This window comes from Prosthecobacter fluviatilis, assembly GCF_055388355.1.
Map to the genome: position 1 here is coordinate 2947985 of NZ_AP043782.1, position 17415 is coordinate 2965399.

Below are 17415 nucleotides of genomic sequence, written 5' to 3' on the forward strand. Positions count from 1 at the left end.
AGTGTCGGGCACTTATTTAACCTGTATGCTCAAAGCACTCAACGTTTGTCTTGAAGTCGAAGCTCCGCAGGACTCGGAGAGCGGCACGCTGCATCTTCTCCGGGAAGTAAGCTTCAACGTGCCGCCTGCGCACCTGGTGGCGATCGTGGGCCCGTCCGGCTGTGGCAAGACGACGCTGCTGAAGGTGATCACGGGCATCCTGCAGCAGAGCTCCGGGGAGCTGCTGTGGGACGGAAGAAACCTGAGCGATGAAGAGGACCTGCACCCTGGAGACCTGGGATATGTGCCCCAGTTTAGCGTGGCGTACGATCTTCTGACGGTAGAAGAAAGCATCGCGAGCGCGATGGTGCTGCGCACGCAGCTGTCGCAGACGGAAGATTTCATACCGGCGCTGGACCACATCCTGGAGGTGACCGGGCTGACCCACCTCTCAGACCGCCAGGTGAAGGTGCTGTCCGGAGGGCAGAAACGACGCCTGGGGCTGGCGCTGGAGCTGGTGACCGACCCCTGCCTGCTGCTGTGTGACGAGGTGACGAGCGGACTGGACCCGAAGTCTGAAAACGAGATCACCAACCTGCTGCGCGAGCTTTCGCGCGGGCACCCGAAGCGTGTGGTGGTCAATGTGACGCACAGCCTGGCGAGCCTGGATGCGTATGACAGCGTGATGGTGATGTACCAGGGAGTGCTGACGTACCATGGACCGCCGAAGGCGATGATGCACTACTTTGCCGCCGAGCACCCGGAGGAGGTCTACCTGAAGCTGACGGAGCGGAAGGCCGGCGACTGGCATGAGTCGTGGGAGAAGCATCAGAAGACCTATTACGAGCGACATGGCTTTGACGGGAAGCGGGCGCTGCCAGAAAAGGAGGCGGCAAAGAGCAGCGGGCCGTCGAAGACCTATGTGCGTGAAGAACGGACGGTGGCAAAGCCCGAGCCTGTGGAGACTCATGAGCACCATGATCTGCCGCCGGTGGAAACGCCGTCGATGATGACGCAGCTTTTCGAACTGCTGAGGCGGCGCTGGACGATCTTCCGAAGGGACAAGGCGCAGGTGTGGCTGCACCTGGCGATGCTGCTGGGGTTTCCGCTGCTGGTGGTCATTTTTGCGCTGGACGGGATCAAGCCGCTGCGCGCGCTCTCGACGCACCAGGATGACAACATCCAGCAGGAGTATCAGCAGATGAAACAGCACCAGGAGGAGCAGCTGAAAGCGGGGGGGCTGGTCTCCGGGCTGATCATGCTGCAGGTGGTGCTGGTGACGCTGATGGCGAGCAACAACGCGGCGCGGGAGATTGCCTCTGAGCGGCTGATCCTGGAGCGAGAGAAGCTGGGGGGACTGCACCCGTTTGCGTACATCGGGAGCAAGGTGATCTTCCTGGGCATGTTCGTGCTGGCACAGAGCTTATGGATGGGGTTCTTCGTGGACATGGTGACCGGAGGGCTGCCAGGAGACCTGGCAACGAAGCTGGTGCTGCTGGTCCTGGCGTCTGCGGCGATGACCAGCGTGTGCCTGGGCATCTCCGCGATGAGCAAGACGCCGGAAAAGGCGACGATCCTGTGCATCTACCTGGTGGGCTTTCAGCTTCCGCTGTCTGGCGCCGTGCTGACCCTGCCTAACTGGCTGGAGAACTGGGTGCAGCCGCTGGTGGTGGCGTTCTGGAGCTGGAGCGGGAGCCTGAGCAGCATGCGCAGCACGGCCTTTTATGACGCGGTGAAGCAGGTCACCTCAACCGACCTGATCAGCCCGGCCATCGCCGGATTTGTGCTGTTTGTGCATGTGCTGGTCGGGCTGGGCATGTGCTTCATCGGCGTGCAACGGAGCCAGTGGGACTCGTGAGGGAGTTTACGGTCGTTGACCGTGGTTGACGATTGTTGACGGTGGTTTTTGAACTGGCGAAATGTGCCCGTCGTCCCCCTCACCCCGCCGCTTTGAATGCGCTAATGAGGCAGGCCGAAGAGATAATAAGCGGCGCAAAGCAGGGCGAGCACGAGGGTGCAGGTGTTGAGTTCGCGTGCGCGGCCTGAGGCGAACTTTAGGACTGGATGTACGACGAGGCCGGCGGTGAGACCGTTGGCGATGTTGCAGGTGAAGAGCATCATCACGATGGTGACGAAGGCGGGGACCCACTCGGTGAGATCCTCGAAATCGATGCGGCGCACGGAGCCGGTCATCAACACGCCGACGGCGATCAAGGCCGGGCCGTAAGCGAAGCGGAGCTGCTGCAGGGGCTCGATCAGGGGGATGAAAAACAATGAGAGGGCAAACAGGGCTGCCGTGACGAGCGAGGCGAGGCCGGTGCGTGCGCCTGAGCTGATGCCGGTGGCGGACTCGATGTAGGCACCGCTGGTGGAAGTACCGACAAGCCCGCTGAACATGCAGGTGAGCGCATCGACGAGCATGGGCTTCTCAACCTGGGGGAAATTGCCTTTTTCATCCAGCAGATTCGCTGCGGCCCCGAGGCCGGTGAGTGTGCCGAGGGTGTCGAGAAAACTCATCAGGAAGAGGGTGAGCAGCACGGGGAGGAAACTGAGCTGGAGAACGCCGGCGATGTCCAGTTTGAAGGCGATGCGGCTGAGATCGTACTCACCGGTGAAGGGCAGCGCAGCGATGGCTGTAGGCGCATGGCCGAAGCCAAGGAGACCACCGACAAGCGCCGTGATGACGATGCCGATGAGGAGCGCGCCGCGTACTTTGCGAATCATGAGCATGGTCATGAGCAGGAAGCCGCCGAGAGCGAGGAGGACCTGGGGATCCCGGAGGTTGCCGATTTTGACCGGGAGTGCGGGGGCGAGGAGCAGGCCGTGGGCGTCTGCCTGCAAAGCCTGGGGAGGCATGCCGGTGACAAAGCTGGTGATGACGCCGGTTTCATACAGGCCGATGAAGGCGAGGAACAGACCGATGCCGACGGCAAAGCTGTGCTTGAGGCCTGCTGGAATGGAATTCGCCAGCCAGCCACGTATGCCGAGGAGGGTGATGACGAGAAACAGCGCGCCACTGACAAACACCGCGCCGAGGCGCTGCTCCCAGCCAATGCCCAATGAAGCGAGACCAAAGGCGATAAAGGCATTTTCCCCCATGTAGGGTGCGACTGCGATGGGGCGGTTGGCGATCAGGGCCATGAGCAGACAGCCCACCGCCGCCGTCAAAATGGTGGCCACGGTGCCGGGGCCCGCAGGGATGCCGGCGAAGGAGAGGATGGCCGGATTGACCACCATGATGTAGGCCATGGTGGTGAAAGTGGTCACGCCGCCGAGGACCTCGGTGCGGACGGACGAGCCATGCTGATGCAGCTTGAAGAAAGCATTCATGCCGGAATGGAGAGGAGCGCGGAAGGAAGGGCCTGCAATTTGATTCGGCAGAGCGGCCGGGCCTGAATTTGTGAGCAATTCGCCACCGGGGACCAACGTTGAAAGCGGTCCATGAAGTCCCTGCTGCTTTTTTCACTCTGCGTCATTCTGCCTTCAGCCCTGTGGGGGAAACCCAATGTGGTGCTCTTTCTGGTGGATGACATGGGCTGGATGGACAGCGGGGTGTATGGCTCAAAATATTATGAGACGCCCAACATCGACACGTTCGCGACGCGGGCGATGCGGTTTACGAATGCGTATGCGCAGCCGCTGTGCTCGCCGACGCGAGGGAGCATCCTGAGCGGGCAGTACACGGCAAGGCATGGCATCACAACAGCGAGCGGGCACCAGCCACCGCAGGAGGCGGGGCATGTGTTTCTGCCCAAAACTGCACCTGCGACAGCACCGATGCTGCTGCCGGAGAGCAAGAACTACCTGGAGCCTGCACAGATCACGCTGGCGGAGACTTTGAAGGGGGCGGGCTATCGCACGGCGCATATCGGCAAATGGCACCTGGGCCTGACGCAGCCGTACTGGCCGGAGCAGCAGGGCTTTGATGTGGCGTTTCACTGCCACCCAGACCCGGGGCCTCCTGGGGAATATTTTTCACCGTATGGGGTGCTGCCTGAGGGCAAGCCCGGCGGCAAGACGAAAGTGGGAACGATCACGGACGGGCCGCAGGGGGAGTATATTGTGGACCGGCAGGCAGCGGAGGCGGTGAAGTTCATTGAGGGAAGCAAGGGCGGCCCGTTTTTCCTCAACCTGTGGTGCTATGGCGTGCATGGGCCATGGGGCCACAAGGTGGAATATACGAAGTACTTTGCAGCGAAAAAAGATCCGAGCGGGCGGCAGGGAAATCCGATCATGGCGTCGATGCTGAAGAGCGTGGACGAGTGCTTTGGGCGCATCCTGGCGGAACTGGAGAAGCAGGGAGTCGCGGACAACACGATCATCATTTTCACTTCCGACAACGGTGGCAATGCGCACAGCAATGTGCCGGGCACCGGGAAAACAGAGGCGGCGGAGAAGAACAAGGGCGCGTTTCTGGCTGACTGGCGCAAGTGGGCGGGAAACCAACCGCCGACGATGAACACACCGCTGCGCGATGGGAAAGGCACGCTGTATGAAGGCGGCACTCGTGTGCCGATGATGTGGGCCTGGGCGGGCAAGATCAAGCCTGGGAGCCTGAGCGAGGCCATTGTAGGGCCGATCGACATTTACCCGACGGTGATCGACCTCCTCGGGATTGAGAAGCCGGAGCGACAGACTTTTGATGGCGTGAGTTATGCGAAGGTCTTGAAAGGTGAAGGCGAGCTGAAGCGCGAGGCCTACTTCAACTACCATCCGCACGGGGGAGCGAACCGTGCCGGTGGTGTGTGGGTGCGCCGCGGAGATTTCAAGCTGCTAAGATGGTTTGGGAATCCCTGCACGCACGAGCTTTACAACCTGCGAGAAGACCTGGGTGAAGAGCATGACCTTGCGATGGAGATGCCTGACAAGGTGAAGGAGCTGGATGCGCTGATTGACGGATTTTTGAATGACACCGGCGCGAGCTACCCGCGAGCGAACCCTGCCTACAAGCCTGCGACGGGCAAGGCGCCTGCGGCAAAGACCGACCCTCTCGACAACTGGAAAGAGCGCCAGTGCAAGGCCACGGTGAGCGCGGGCATTCTGACGATGAAGGGCACCGGAAAACCCGGCACCGGCTTTCTGGGGCATGGGATGGCCAGGCTCAACGGACCAGCGACGGTGAAAATACGCGTGAGGAGCGAGAAGGGCGGAGCGGGGAAGATCGACTCCCTGCCCCATGCGCCGGCTGATGCCGGGGTGGTTCATTCCTACGCACTGGAAGTGAAAGCCGGGGAGTGGCAGGATGTGAAGATTGAAATCAAACAGAAGGGACCGCTGGGGACGCTGCGTATCTACCTGCCCGATGCCGAGATTGACTCGATCGAAGTCGTGCCAGCCGAAGGCAAGGGGCAGCGCTGGGATTTTTGAACACACCCTTTCTTCACCATGATCCGTCACACCGTCGCCTTTCGTCTCAAGCATGCTCCTGGCTCAAACGCGGAGCGGGATTTTTTAACGGCCGCCTGCGAGCTGGCGAAGATCGAGGGGGTGCAGAAGTTTGAGTGTCTGCGGCAGACCAGTGTGAAGAACAGCTTCACCTTTGGTCTTTCGATGGAGTTTGCGGATGCCGCGGCCTATGCGTTTTACAGCGACCACCCCGAGCACACGGCGTTTGTGAAGGAGAGATGGATTCCTGAAGTCGAGGATTTCATGGAGCTGGACTACACGGCACACAAGCCGTGAGGCCGGGCCAAGGCGGATGATGCTGCGAAAGATCGCCAGACAAAAAAAGCGCCGCGCCTGGCGTGCACCGGGCGCGGCGTGAGGAATGCAGGAATGAATCAGGCGCTGATGTGCTTGGAGACCAGCTTGGTCATCTCAAACATCGTCACCGTCTTCTTGCCGCCGAACACCGCCTTCAATGTCTCGTCGGCATTGATGTTGCGCTTGTTCTTCGCGTCCTGGAGACCGTTCTTCTTGATGTAGTCCCAGAGCTTTTTGGTGATCTGACCACGAGGAGCAGGCTTGGTACCGACGACGGCTCCGAGGATCGCGTCTGGCTGCACCGGCTTCATGAGGGCAGGATTGGGTTTCCGTTTTGCTTTGGCAGCTTTCTTGGCTGCCGGTGCTTTGGCAGCCTTCTTTGCTGCTGGTGCTTTGGCAGCCTTCTTGGCTGCTGGTTTTGCGTTGGTTGCTTTCTTGGCCATAGTGTTGTTGGCGGCGGTTGCCGTGTGAGGAGGTTATGAGAGCGCCCGGCGGAGCGTCAACGCAAATTTCATCAATATTTGAGGTTGTTTCCCTGCGTACAGGCACTCAGAAGCGCAAGCAAATGCCGTGCCTCGGAGGCCTGTGAGAACCCGTTCATGCCGCCCGATTTGAGCGGCGCAAGTGCTGCGAAAACGGCTAGACCTTTGCCCGACTTTCCACCCACTGAACCGCATAGCGGACGAGAGCGGCGCCGTCGCTCATGCCGAGCTTTTCCTTGATGTGGGCGCGATGGGCCTCAACGGTTCTGGCGCTGATGCTGAGCTGGGAGGCGATGATCTTGGTGGCGACCCCTTTGCCAATGAGCGCGAGGATTTCGAGTTCGCGATCCGTGAGGGCGTCCATGCCCGTGGCCTTGGAGCGTGTGGCGCCGGTGACCTGCTCAAGCATGCGGGCGTTCAAAGCTTCGCTGACATAGAGGCCGCCGCTGATGATTTTGTGAATGGCCGCGACGAGGTGGTCTGCGGCCTCCTCCTTCATGACGTAACCACGGGCGCCGGCGCGAAGGGAGCGCTCGCCGTAGAGCGTCTCATCGTGCATGGAGAGGACGATGCACTGAGTGGAGGGATGGAGGGCACGGATGTCCTTGACGAGCTCGAGGCCGTTTTTGTCCGGAAGGGTCAGGTCAACGACGGCGAGATCCGGCCTGAGCTTGGCGACGACATCGAGGCCTTCGCGGGCACTGCCCGCCTCACCGATGACATCAAGCCCGTCCTCCGCACGAATCAACTGCGCGAGGCCGTGGCGCATGATGGGATGATCGTCGATGAGGACGATGCGCTTCACAGATTTTTCGCTGGTGCGGGTACGCTGCATGTGACCTGGGTGCCGCCGCCATGACGGGGCTCGATTTTGAGAGTGCCCCCCATCATTTGAGCGCGATGGCTCATGGTCAAGAGCCCCATGCCAGTTCCTTTGGCGGGTGACTGGGGAATGCCGATGCCGTTGTCGCGGATGGTGAGGACGATGCTGCCGCTCTGGCGTGCGAGATGGATGTCCAGCCGGCGGGCCTGGCCGTGCTTGACGGCATTGGAAACAGCCTCCTGGGCGATGCGGAAGAGCTGCACGGAGATCTTGTTGTCATTCACCTGCACAGGATTGTCGTAACGAAAATCACAAGCCACCTCAAAAGCCCTGGCGGTGCCGGAGGCGAGCTCCTCCAGGGCGGCCATGAGACCGCCGGAGTCGATGACCACAGGCATGAGTCCGCGGGATGTCTCGCGCGCACGTGTGTTGGCCTTGCTGACGAGCTGGACAATTTCGGCCAGGCTGTCGGCCTCGGCGCTGCCGGCCTTGGAGAGGTTTTTCTGCGCCACCTTGGCGAGGCAGCCGATGGCGGCGAGCTGCTGGCAGAGGTCATCGTGAATGTCCTGGCCGATGCGCGCCTGCTCCTCCTCGCTGATGTGGAGGATCTTGTCCTCAAGCGCCTTGCGTTCGGTGAGGTCGCGGATGATGCCAGTAAAAATGCGGCGCCCGCTGGGCAGCACGGCCTCGCCGACGGAGAGGTCGATGGGGAAGACGGAGCCGTCCTTGCGCTGGCCTAGGACCTCACGACCGATGCCGATGATGCGCTTCACTCCGGTGTGCAAATAGCTCCTCACGTAGCCGTCGTGCCGGTCACGATAGGGCTGGGGCATGAGGATGCTGATGTTCTGGCCGATGAGCTCGGAGCGCTGGTAGCCGAAGAGACGCTCCGTGGCGGTGTTGGCTGTCTCGATGATGCAGGTGGCGCCGATCGTGATGATGGCGTTGACGGCAGTCTCAACGATGGCGCTGGAGATCTGCTCGCTGGCCTGAAGCGCGGCCTGCAACTCGGCGATGCTGGGCTGCTCAGGCGCTGATCCCTTCATGGTCATAGGTTCAATCAGGGGCGATCACGAAGCCGTCAGGCTTGACGGCGAGAATCGAGCATGGGGCATGCTGGACGATTTTTTCAGCCGTCGTGCCGATGAGCATCTCGCGCAGGCCGGTTTTGCCATTGGTGCCGAGGACGACGAGGGTGGCATGAGTCTCGTTGACATGATCGAGAATGGCCTCGCGGATGTTGACGCGCTCCGTGACGTGCTGGGCAACCTTTACCTCACCCGCCTGACGGGTGAGAGGCTCGAGGAAGACGGCCAGGTCCTTACGCCAGTTTGTGACCGCTTCAGGATCATAGGTGGCGGGCAGGGAGGGTGCAAAGCCGCCGTAGTCGAGCGACATGGCGAGGGCGCTTTGAAAGACATGAAGGCAGTCGAGAGCGCCGCCGTCCTGCTGAGCGATGTGGAGGGCGCACTGAACCGCCTTGGCGGAGTTTTCGGAAAAGTCGACACAGGCGACGATCTGCTTGAAGGGCCCCTGGGCATCTTCGCGGACGACGAGCACATCCACGGGGGCCTTGCGGACACACTTGGCGGTGATGACGCCGATGCGGTGAGGCTCATTGCGCGAGCCTTTGGCGCCCATGACGAGCAGGTCGGCACTGTGGGCGCGGCAGGCTTCGACGAGTTCGGTGAAGGGATTGCCGATGCGCACCTCAGCGTTCACTGCGGCGCCGACTTCGGCGTCGTCCACAAACTTTTTGAGCCGCTCCACCCATTCGGCACGAACGGTGGCCTGATCTGCGGAGAGGGCGTTTTTAAGCTCATGGACGAGGAATTCATCCATGACATGCACGACGGTGATAGCGGCACCGTCCAGAGATGCACGATGCACGGCCTCCCGGAGCGCGATACGACAGGAAGGGGTGAAGTCGATGGCGGCGATGACGTGGTGAAGCTTTTTCATGGCGTGAGTGATTTGAGGTTATTTCACCATAGCCTCTTGGAAAATGCAATGCCGCGCCGTGATTGCGGCGTACTGGGCGGAGCTTGCGCTCAGAGCCCTGCCTCCTCCTGAGCCTGCTCGACGGCGGCCTCGAGCGTCCAGAGAGTTTTGTCGAAGCTCTTCTGGCGTGCGCGGAACTGGGCCTCGTCGGTGATGGCCGTGAGAGTCTGCAACTCATTGACAGCAAAGGCATGATGCTGCTCGAGCGCGGAGACGCGTGTCTTGAAGTAGTCGCGGCCGCCCTGGTCCTTGAGGACATCGATGTCGGCCTTCCAACGGGTGAGTGCGGTGCCGGCCTGGCTGAGATATTCTTCGCGGCTGGTGGTGAGATGGTCCTTGGCTTTTTTGAACCACTCGCGGCCTTTGACCTCCCCCTGCTCCTTCACTTTGGAGAATTCGTTTTTCAGTTTTTCAGCAGCGCGCCGAAGCTGGTCGTTGAGGCTGTCCTCGGCATGGAGCGAGTGAAAGCAAAGGCTGAGAGCGAGGCAGGTGAGGATGGCATTTTTCATGATCGTCGAGGGATACGGCTGGATGCCGCCAACCATGCATGCTCTTTTCCTTGGCGAAAGAATTTCCAACCAGCTCCGTCAACTTCAGGCCCATGATCCGCACGACCGCCCTCACCGCCCTGTCCATTTCCCTGCTGACTGTTCTTTCGAGCGCCGAGCCAGCCACGAAGCCCGTCTTCTGGCCTGGGAAGGGAGGCCCGACGCAAGACAGCATCGTGCCGGCGGCCGATGTGGCGCGCATTCCCCTGGAGTGGGACAGCGCCTCCGGGAAAAACATTGTGTGGCGCACGCCGCTGGAAGGCCAGGGCCACTCCTCTCCGGTGATCGGGGGGGACATGATCTGGTTCACCTCCGCCACTGCGGACGGCAAGAAGCAGTTTGTGTATGGCATTGACCGTCACAGCGGGAAGATCGTGCATCATGAGGTGGTGTTTGAAAACGCGGCTCCGGAAGATCTTGGCAATCCCGTCAACAATTACGCGGCGCCGTCACCGGTGCTGGAGGAGGATGCGCTGTATGTGCACTTTGGCACGTACGGCACGGCGCGCCTTGATCCTGCGACGGGCAAGAAAGTGTGGGAGCGCCGCGACATCAATGTGCGCCACTTTCGCGGGCCGGGCTCATCGCCAATCATTTACGGAAATCTGATCATCCTGACGTTTGACGGCATTGACCAGCAGTTTGTCACGGCGCTGGACAAGAAGACGGGCAAGAGCGTCTGGAAAACCGCCCGTACGACAGACTACGGCGACCTGGACAAAGAAGGCAAGCCGACCCGGGATGGCGACATGCGCAAGGCCTTCCATACGCCGGGGGTGTTTGAGATGGGGGGCAAGGAGGTGCTTGTTTCCATCGGCTCGCGCGCGGCCTTTGGCTATGAGGTTTCCACGGGCAAGGAACTCTGGACGATCCGCCACGGTGGATTCAACGCGGCCATTCCACCGCTGCGTTTTGAGGACATGCTGATCCTGAACACCGGCGCTGAAAGGGCCCACACCGTCTGCGTCCGCATTGATGACAAAATGAGCGGGGACATCACCGAGAGTCACGTGCTGTGGGATCGGGAGAAGCGGAATGCCAGCGAGGCTGCCTCGGTGCTGGTGAATGGCATCCTTTACCAGACCACGCGTGGGGGCATCGTGAGTGCGGTGGAGGTGAAGTCTGGCAAGGACCTCTGGGATGACCGGCTGGCGGGCAAGCACGTCCCTGCCCCGCTGGTGCTGGGAGACAAACTGCTGTTTTGCAATGACCGGGGGGAGTGCTTTCTGGTGCGCGCCTCGCCGGAAAAGTTTGAGATCACCGGCCAGAACCAGCTTGGCGAGGCGATCACGGCTTCTCCGGCAGTTGCGGATGGTGCCTTGTTTATCCGCAGCAGCGGAGCCCTCTACAAGATCGCCACCAAGTGAGAAGATGAGCGGTCAGGCGAGGTCGGCTGACCATGCGATGTAAATACAGGCGGTAACAGCGAGCACTCTAAAACGCATGCAAGGGAGCGCTTCTTTCACTGCGCATGCAGCGTAGGAGAAAAATCCTCCTGCGTTCACAAAAGCGTCGCAAAGAGACCAAAGATGTGCTAGGGTAGAGGTCCATATGCCTACCACCACACCGACACGTAAGACACGCTTCTCCCGCCGAGTCCCTGATCATGTCACTGACGAGCTAGTCAATGTCCTCTCCAAACCGGAGACTTATGAGTTCAACACACTGTTTGGGCTGGTGTACGACAATCTCAAGCTGAAAAATGCAGTGAGCGGTGGTGAAGAGATGCTGCGCCTGCGCTCGTATGAGAAGCTGCAGAACCTCGTGAGCCGCGGCCTTTGCGCCAAGGTGGGCAAGACTTACCGTGGCCTTGACGGCCTGCGTGCCGCCCACAATGCGGCGATCGCAGCCCGCAGCGCCGCCGTCGTGGCCCGCACCACGGCTGCCGCAGCTGCCCGGAGCTAATCCGCCCCCCTCCCCCTTCTGGGCCGCCCTGCGATAAGCAGAGCGGCCCTTTTTGTTTCAGGGTTTGACGCTGCGCCGCCTCTCGCTAACCATTCGGCATCATTCACCCCCATGTTTGAGAATTACATCCCAGTCCTGCTCCAGATTGTCATCGCCGGTGGTTTTGCCGCGGTGACCCTGATCGCCTCAGCGCTCCTCGGCAAATCGGCCAAGCGAAACGCGATCAAAGACTCCGCCTACGAGTGCGGGATGCTTCCCGTGGGAGACAGCCAGCCGCGTTTCAGCGTGAAGTTTTACATCGTGGCGATGCTCTTCGTGCTGTTCGACATCGAAGTCGTCTTTCTGTATCCCTGGGCCATCATTTACAAGGACTACCTCGCTGCCGTAGGCGGAGGTGCATCGATCCTTGCTGTCGCCGCCGGCTTCGCGTCCATCCTGCTGGTGGCGTTTGGTTACGCCTGGAAGAAGGGCGTGCTGGACTGGAAGTCCTAGTCTGCCCGCCCCAAGGACCCTTCTGCTTTCATGATCGCGTACCTCAGCCTGTTTCAGCTCAAGCCTCAGGTGACGGAGGAAAAACTGGAGCAGATGATGTCCCAGACGCGGGTGACACTGCTGCGCATACCGGAGGTGCTGACGGTCAAAACGGGCAAGCGCGTGAATCCGTCTGACCCTTACCCGTGGTTTGTGTATCTGGAGGTTGAGACGATGGACAAACTGGCGATCTGCCAGGATGACCCACACTACTTCAAATTCCGTGAGGAAGTGCTGAAGCCGAACATCTCCGAGCAGGAGAGCACGGCGTTTGAGATGGAGCCGCGCAAGGATGTGAAGTATTCGTAGGGTGTCATGGAAAGTTCGATGTGCAGGCAGGAGTGCCTGCATCACTTCCCTGCTTGCGGTGCCAGATGACCAGTGAGGTCACCTGCATAGCCTGCCAGCTCCAGGAAAGCACGGCCTGTGGTCTGGCCGTGTGGGTCAAGGACATCGCAGGCACCTTCCCAGTAGGGCAGCCGAGTGATGCCGCCGTCCTGCTCCTGATCTGGGGCCAGAGGCTTGAGTTCGAATGATTCGCCTTCAAAGCGGAGGCGGATCTGAGTGGGATACTGAGCGCCATTGCGGGGGCTTTTCCATGTACCGAGGACTTCCCAGGAAAAGGCGTCGCGTGCGAGGTGGCGGACCTTCCCATTGAGATCAATCACGGCGAGTGTCGAAGCTGGATCTGAGGAACCGTCTTTCCGGCGCATGCGATAGACCATGATCTCGCGGCCGTCCTTGAGCTGAAGAGCGGCCCAATCCCAACCCACCTGCCCTGCCTCCAACTGGCTGCTGCTGAACTCGTGGTCCATCCATGCCTCGCCGGTCACGGCATGCTCTGTGGTGCCGAGCTTGACGGTGCCGGTGGTCTTCAGGCGTGGCCATGTGAGGTAGTGGCTGGCGGCTGTTGCGGAAGCGCCTTTGCGGGAGACGCCGTCTTTACCAAAGATGACGAGGGGTTTGACGGCTTCGAGTTCGAACTGGAGCAGGGCCTCTCCATTCACTGTCGCGGCGATGTGGAGGTGCTGAGTTGCTTCATCGAGTCTGAGAGACCAGTTGCCATTGCGCACGGCGAGGGTCGTCTCGGAGGAGGCGGCATCCCAGCCTGCGCGGTTCAGACGTTCCTCATGCAGGAAGCGGCCTGTGCGGGCATCCAGCAACGCCGTGTGGGCGAGATGCAGGTGAAGAGTCTGGCCGTCCGTGCGCCGGGCCTGACGAAAGAAGGTGACCTGAAAGCCGAAGCGATGGCCGTCTTTGGAGTCGAGATGGCCGGTGACGTACCACCACTCGGTGCGAAATTCAGGATGGCTGCCGTGATCGCGAGGGAAGGCGAAGACTTTGCCTGGCTGGGGGAGTACGAAGCCGTCTGCGGTGGTCTGCGCATGCAGCCATGACGTGAGCAGGAGGAAGAAAAGGAGGGTGTACTTCATGTCATTCCTCGGTGTGTTCTGCAGGCAGGAGAGCGGCCCAGCGTCCGACCATGGCGGCCACCAGCATGCCGGTGACAACCACCGCAGCGCCGAGCACGGCGAGATGCCACCAGACGGCGTGGAACTGCAGGGTCCAGCCGAAGCATTGCTTATTGATGCGATAGACGAGGAGCCAGCCGAGCCAGAGGCCTGCGGCGATGCCGGTGAAGGCACCTGCGCATGCGACGCCGAGGCCTTCGAGTGCGGCTGACCTGGCGATCTCCCGGCGCGACATGCCGAGAGAATGCAGCGTGGCCAGCACGGCGCGGCGTTCGAGCAGGAGGCTCGTCAGCGCGAGGCCAAGACCGACCACGGCAACGATGACACCGATGACCTCCAGGGCATGAGTCACGGAGAAGGTCTGGCGGAAAATGCGCAGGGCTTCGCGACGGAGGTGGGTATTGGTGAAGACGCTGAGTCCGGGCTGCTTGGCTTCGATGCGGCTGCGCACGCTTTCGGCATCCACGCCAGATTTGAGCATGAGGGCCACGCGCCAGGCTTCGTCGGTTTCAAACCAGGAACGGAAGACTTCCGAGGGCAAGGTGAGGGAGCCGCGCTCGTTGCCGTATTCCGCATTCATTGCCACGACGCGCACTTGGTGACCTGCGAGGTCGATGACATCGCCGACATGCGTGGAGAAGCGTTCGCTCCAGCTTTCGCTGATGATGGCGGGGGTGATGGACTCGTCGGTCTTCCACCACTCCTGGTGCTGCGGGGCCTGCACCCAGGCGTAGAGATCATGCTTGTGCGCAAAGACGGGATTAGTGCCGAGGACAAGCACTTCGCCGCCCTGCCAGAGCAGTGTCTTTGCCTGTACGAAGGCCAGCTCTGCGACTCCGGGTTCCTTACCCAGCTCTGCGACTTTTTTTTGTGTGATGGCGTGGGTGGAGGATGCGCTCTGGGCCCCTGCACTGCTGACGTAGATATCGGCCTTCATCGTGCGATCAATCCAGCCGCGCATGGTGTGATCGAAGCTCGCGACCATGACGGCCATGCCGGTGGTCATGGCCACGGCGCTCGCGAGTGCTGCGACGGCGAAGCGATGGCGCACGGTGGGGCGGCGGAGATGGGAGAGAGCGATGCGCCAGACGGCGGACAGGGCTTTCCTGCGCGCGACGAAGCGCAAGATGGTGCTCGCCGCAAGTCCGGCACCTACGAGCCAGAGCAAAGCGGCAGAGTAGCCAGCAAGCGGGAGGCGCGTGCCGTTTTCAAAGCGGAGCACGGGGAGTTGTGCGAGGAGAAGTGCTGCCAGCAGCATGGCCCAGCCGATCCATTCGGTGCGCCATAGGCTGCCGCCTTCGAAGGGCATGGCATGGTTTCCAAGCATGTGTGCCGGAGGGGTACATGCGGCCATGCGGGCGGGCCACCATGCGGCGATGAGACTTGCGAGGATGGAGATGGAAAGGGCGAGCAAAGCCTCCGACACGCTCAGCGAGGCCTGCTGCTCGCTGGTGGCGCCATAGAGCGCGTTCATGGTCTTGGTGACACCGCCCACGGCAGCCTGAGCGCCAAGCCAGCCGAGGAGCACGCCCAGAGCGCCGCCGCAGAGGCCGAGCAAAGCCGCCTCGAGCAGAAAGGCGATCTGGATGGCGCGGTCTGTGACGCCGAGTGATTTCAAGATGCCGATCTCATTGCGACGTCTGAGCACGACGCCGTCCAGTGCCTGGAAGATGAGATAGCCGCCGACCAGCAGAGCGAGCAGCGAGAGGATGGTCAAATTTAGACGGAAAGCCTGAGTCATGGTGCCTGCGAGCTGGCGACGGTCCGAACCGCCACGCACCTGCCAGTGAGCCTTGAGCAGAGCGCCGGTTTCTTCGCGCAAATTGGGGAACAGGGTGCTGTCTTGTGAAAGAACTTCGACCCGATCTAAGCGATCTCCGCGCTGCAAGACAGACTGTGCTTCGGGCAGGTCCATCAGGAGGAGATGAGCCGGGAGACTCGGGACGCCTGGCACTTCGGGAACCACGCCGGCGACCTGCAGAGTGATGACGCGGTCATCGACGATGAGGCGCAGTTCTTCGCCTGCTTTGGCGCCGAGTTTTGGACTGACGTAAACTCCTGCATGGATCGACTGCATGTTTGAATCTCCGAGTCCTGCGGGGGCTTGGCCACGAAGATTGAGCAGGGCGATGAAATCCACGCCGAGGAGACGCCAGGTGGCACGCGAACCGATTTCGCCGTTACCTTTGTCCGATGCGGGGGTGACTGTCTCCTCCACCACGGAGAGAAGGCTTACGGGGCGTGGGCCGAGCGTCTCACGCATGCTGCGCAGATCGGATTCATGGAGGGAGCCGGTGAGCGCCTGCACCGTCCAGTCAGGCTGACGGGTGACGCCATCGGTGAAGGTTTCGAAGCCTGAGAGAGCAGCATTGCTGGCGAGGCGTACGGCAAGATAGACGCTGGAGCCAAGCGCCAGAATGAGCGTGAGGGCGAGCTGCTGCCTGAAAGCGAGCCGCCAGTGGCGCAAGGCGCAGCGCCGCAGGATGAGAAGCACCGTGCTCATGCGCCTTCGACGATCTGGCCGTCCTGCATGCGCAGCACGCGCTGGCAATGTTTCACGGCGTCCGGACTGTGGGTGACAAGGAGGAGGGCGGCCAGGGTTTCCTGCACGATTTCCGCCAGAAGATCGAGAACCTGCGCGCCGGTGGCGGTGTCGAGGCTGCCGGTGGGTTCATCGGCCAAGATCAGGGATGGGCGATGAACCACGGCACGGGCAATGGCGACGCGCTGCATTTCGCCGCCGGACAACTGGCCTGGCAACGCGACAGCGCGGTGAGCAATGCCCACGCGTTCCAGGAGCTGGCGCACGCGTGTTTCGCGCTCGTGGGTGGGGACGCGGAGAAGCTGCAAGGGGAGCTCGATGTTTTCTGCTGCACTGAGTGTGGGCAGAAGGTGATAAAACTGGAAGACGGTGCCGATGTGACGGCGGCGCAGGTGGGCGAGATCATCCGCACTCAAGCTGCCGAGAACGTGGCTGGCGATGGTGACGGTGCCACTGTCTGGGTGATCCACGCCGCCGACGCAGTTCAGCACGGTGGTTTTGCCACTGCCCGAGGGGCCGAGCAGCGCGACGCGCTCGCCCTGATTAAGGCTGAATGACACGCCACGCAGGATGGGGCGTTCGGCGTAGCTTTTGGTGAGAGATTGGACTTCGAGGACCGGCATCGGAGAGGTAACGGCCTGCGTGGTGGCATGGACGCCTCACTTCATGGCGCGCATGAGCTCGCGGACGTATTTGCCGAGCATGTCGAACTCCACATTGAGGCGGTCACCGGGCTTTTTGGTGTGCAGATTGGTGAGCTGGAAGGTGTGGGGGATGATCCAGCAGACGACGTTGGTGTCGGAGACTTCCGCAGCGGTCAGGGAGATGCCATCGAGGCAGATGGAGCCTTTGGGGATGATGAGGCCGCGGTGTTCCGGGGGGAGCTCGACTTCCAGGCGGTGGTCCTGACCGTGGGCGCTCCAATCGAGCACCTTCACCGTGGCATCCACGTGGCCTTGGACGAAGTGACCGCCAAAGCGTGCGCCGATGGACATGGCACGCTCCAGATTGACGAGGGAACCGGTTTGAAGGTCGCCGAGGCTGGTGACCTTGAGGGTCTGCATGAGGAGATCGAAGCTGGCGGTTTGTGCCGTGGCGTCCTTGGTGGTGACGGTGAGGCAGCAGCCGTTCACAGCCACGCTTTCGCCATCCACCAATTCGGATGCCATGCCGCCGACGTGGAGGGTGAGGCGTGCGCTTTCGCCGCGAGGCTCCAAGGAGATGACTTTGCCGGTGGTTTCAACGAGGCCTGTGAACATACGATGACCTAATGCTGCACGCTGGCTGTGTCGATTTCCAGTTAGCCAAATCTTTATGTCTTGTCACTGTAAAAACTGGCGAAAAGAGGCATCTACAAGGCTGCCCTCAAAGGCTCACCCCCACCTTTGACCAACCAATGCCCTCCTATACCCACCCAGGCCTCGCTATC

The 17415-nt window shown here is 61.2% G+C and carries 17 protein-coding genes; 7 read left to right on the forward strand and 10 right to left on the reverse strand.

Going from position 1 to position 17415, the window contains the following annotated elements; all coding sequences use genetic code 11:
• Positions 1-25 precede the first annotated feature (25 nt).
• The gene (locus ACZ5WW_RS11315) at positions 26-1837 is read left to right on the forward strand and encodes an ATP-binding cassette domain-containing protein (RefSeq protein ID WP_377171165.1); all 1812 of its coding nucleotides are present in this window, start codon (positions 26-28) and stop codon (positions 1835-1837) included.
• A 101-nt stretch (positions 1838-1938) separates the two neighbouring features.
• On the opposite strand, the gene ACZ5WW_RS11320 is transcribed toward ACZ5WW_RS11315, so the two are convergent.
• On the reverse strand, positions 1939-3309 hold the full coding sequence (locus tag ACZ5WW_RS11320; protein WP_377171163.1) for an NCS2 family permease: 1371 nt from the start codon (positions 3307-3309) through the stop codon (positions 1939-1941).
• A gap of 111 nt (positions 3310-3420) precedes the next feature.
• Between ACZ5WW_RS11320 and ACZ5WW_RS11325 the strand changes: the two genes are divergently transcribed.
• Together ACZ5WW_RS11325 and ACZ5WW_RS11330 are read left to right on the forward strand one after the other, a co-directional pair.
• The gene (locus ACZ5WW_RS11325; RefSeq protein ID WP_377171161.1) at positions 3421-5346 is read left to right on the forward strand and encodes a sulfatase; all 1926 of its coding nucleotides are present in this window, start codon (positions 3421-3423) and stop codon (positions 5344-5346) included.
• A gap of 18 nt (positions 5347-5364) precedes the next feature.
• A complete protein-coding gene (locus ACZ5WW_RS11330; protein WP_377171158.1) occupies positions 5365-5661 on the forward strand; it encodes a Dabb family protein in 297 nt (98 codons plus the stop codon).
• Between the two features lie 98 nt (positions 5662-5759).
• On the opposite strand, the gene ACZ5WW_RS11335 is transcribed toward ACZ5WW_RS11330, so the two are convergent.
• From ACZ5WW_RS11335 to ACZ5WW_RS11355, 5 genes are all read right to left on the reverse strand, one after another.
• On the reverse strand, positions 5760-6125 hold the full coding sequence (locus ACZ5WW_RS11335) for an SWIB/MDM2 domain-containing protein (protein WP_377171155.1): 366 nt from the start codon (positions 6123-6125) through the stop codon (positions 5760-5762).
• A gap of 196 nt (positions 6126-6321) precedes the next feature.
• The gene (locus ACZ5WW_RS11340) at positions 6322-6999 is read right to left on the reverse strand and encodes a response regulator (RefSeq protein ID WP_377171153.1); all 678 of its coding nucleotides are present in this window, start codon (positions 6997-6999) and stop codon (positions 6322-6324) included.
• Positions 6966-8033, reverse strand: a complete 1068-nt coding sequence (locus ACZ5WW_RS11345) for a sensor histidine kinase (RefSeq protein ID WP_377171151.1) — start codon at positions 8031-8033, stop codon at positions 6966-6968. The genes ACZ5WW_RS11340 and ACZ5WW_RS11345 overlap by 34 nt, the downstream gene beginning before the upstream one ends.
• A gap of 10 nt (positions 8034-8043) precedes the next feature.
• Positions 8044-8949 (reverse strand): universal stress protein, encoded by a 906-nt coding sequence (locus tag ACZ5WW_RS11350; protein ID WP_377171149.1) that lies wholly within the window; start codon positions 8947-8949, stop codon positions 8044-8046.
• A gap of 89 nt (positions 8950-9038) precedes the next feature.
• On the reverse strand, positions 9039-9497 hold the full coding sequence (locus ACZ5WW_RS11355) for a hypothetical protein (protein ID WP_377171147.1): 459 nt from the start codon (positions 9495-9497) through the stop codon (positions 9039-9041).
• A 92-nt stretch (positions 9498-9589) separates the two neighbouring features.
• On the opposite strand from ACZ5WW_RS11355, the gene ACZ5WW_RS11360 reads away from it, so the two are divergent.
• The 4 genes from ACZ5WW_RS11360 (at position 9590) to ACZ5WW_RS11375 (ending at position 12281) form a co-directional block, all read left to right on the forward strand.
• The gene (locus ACZ5WW_RS11360; RefSeq protein WP_377171144.1) at positions 9590-10903 is read left to right on the forward strand and encodes an outer membrane protein assembly factor BamB family protein; all 1314 of its coding nucleotides are present in this window, start codon (positions 9590-9592) and stop codon (positions 10901-10903) included.
• 184 nt (positions 10904-11087) lie between these two features.
• Entirely contained in the window at positions 11088-11441 is a 354-nt protein-coding gene (locus ACZ5WW_RS11365) for a hypothetical protein (protein WP_377171142.1), read from the forward strand.
• 111 nt (positions 11442-11552) lie between these two features.
• Positions 11553-11933, forward strand: coding sequence for an NADH-quinone oxidoreductase subunit A (locus ACZ5WW_RS11370; protein ID WP_377171140.1), 381 nt, complete (start codon positions 11553-11555; stop codon positions 11931-11933).
• A 30-nt stretch (positions 11934-11963) separates the two neighbouring features.
• The gene (locus ACZ5WW_RS11375) at positions 11964-12281 is read left to right on the forward strand and encodes a Dabb family protein (protein ID WP_377171138.1); all 318 of its coding nucleotides are present in this window, start codon (positions 11964-11966) and stop codon (positions 12279-12281) included.
• 41 nt (positions 12282-12322) lie between these two features.
• Here ACZ5WW_RS11375 and ACZ5WW_RS11380 read toward each other — a convergent pair whose 3' ends face one another.
• From ACZ5WW_RS11380 to ACZ5WW_RS11395, 4 genes are read right to left on the reverse strand one after another with little or no spacing between them, the layout of a single operon-like run.
• Positions 12323-13405 (reverse strand): lipocalin-like domain-containing protein, encoded by a 1083-nt coding sequence (locus tag ACZ5WW_RS11380; RefSeq protein WP_377171136.1) that lies wholly within the window; start codon positions 13403-13405, stop codon positions 12323-12325.
• Between the two features lies 1 nt (position 13406).
• A complete protein-coding gene (locus ACZ5WW_RS11385; protein ID WP_377171133.1) occupies positions 13407-15947 on the reverse strand; it encodes an ABC transporter permease in 2541 nt (846 codons plus the stop codon).
• Positions 15944-16609 (reverse strand): ABC transporter ATP-binding protein, encoded by a 666-nt coding sequence (locus ACZ5WW_RS11390; protein WP_377171131.1) that lies wholly within the window; start codon positions 16607-16609, stop codon positions 15944-15946. The genes ACZ5WW_RS11385 and ACZ5WW_RS11390 overlap by 4 nt, the downstream gene beginning before the upstream one ends.
• A 36-nt stretch (positions 16610-16645) precedes the next feature.
• A complete protein-coding gene (locus ACZ5WW_RS11395) occupies positions 16646-17245 on the reverse strand; it encodes a riboflavin synthase (protein ID WP_377171129.1) in 600 nt (199 codons plus the stop codon).
• Positions 17246-17415: the final 170 nt, after the last annotated feature.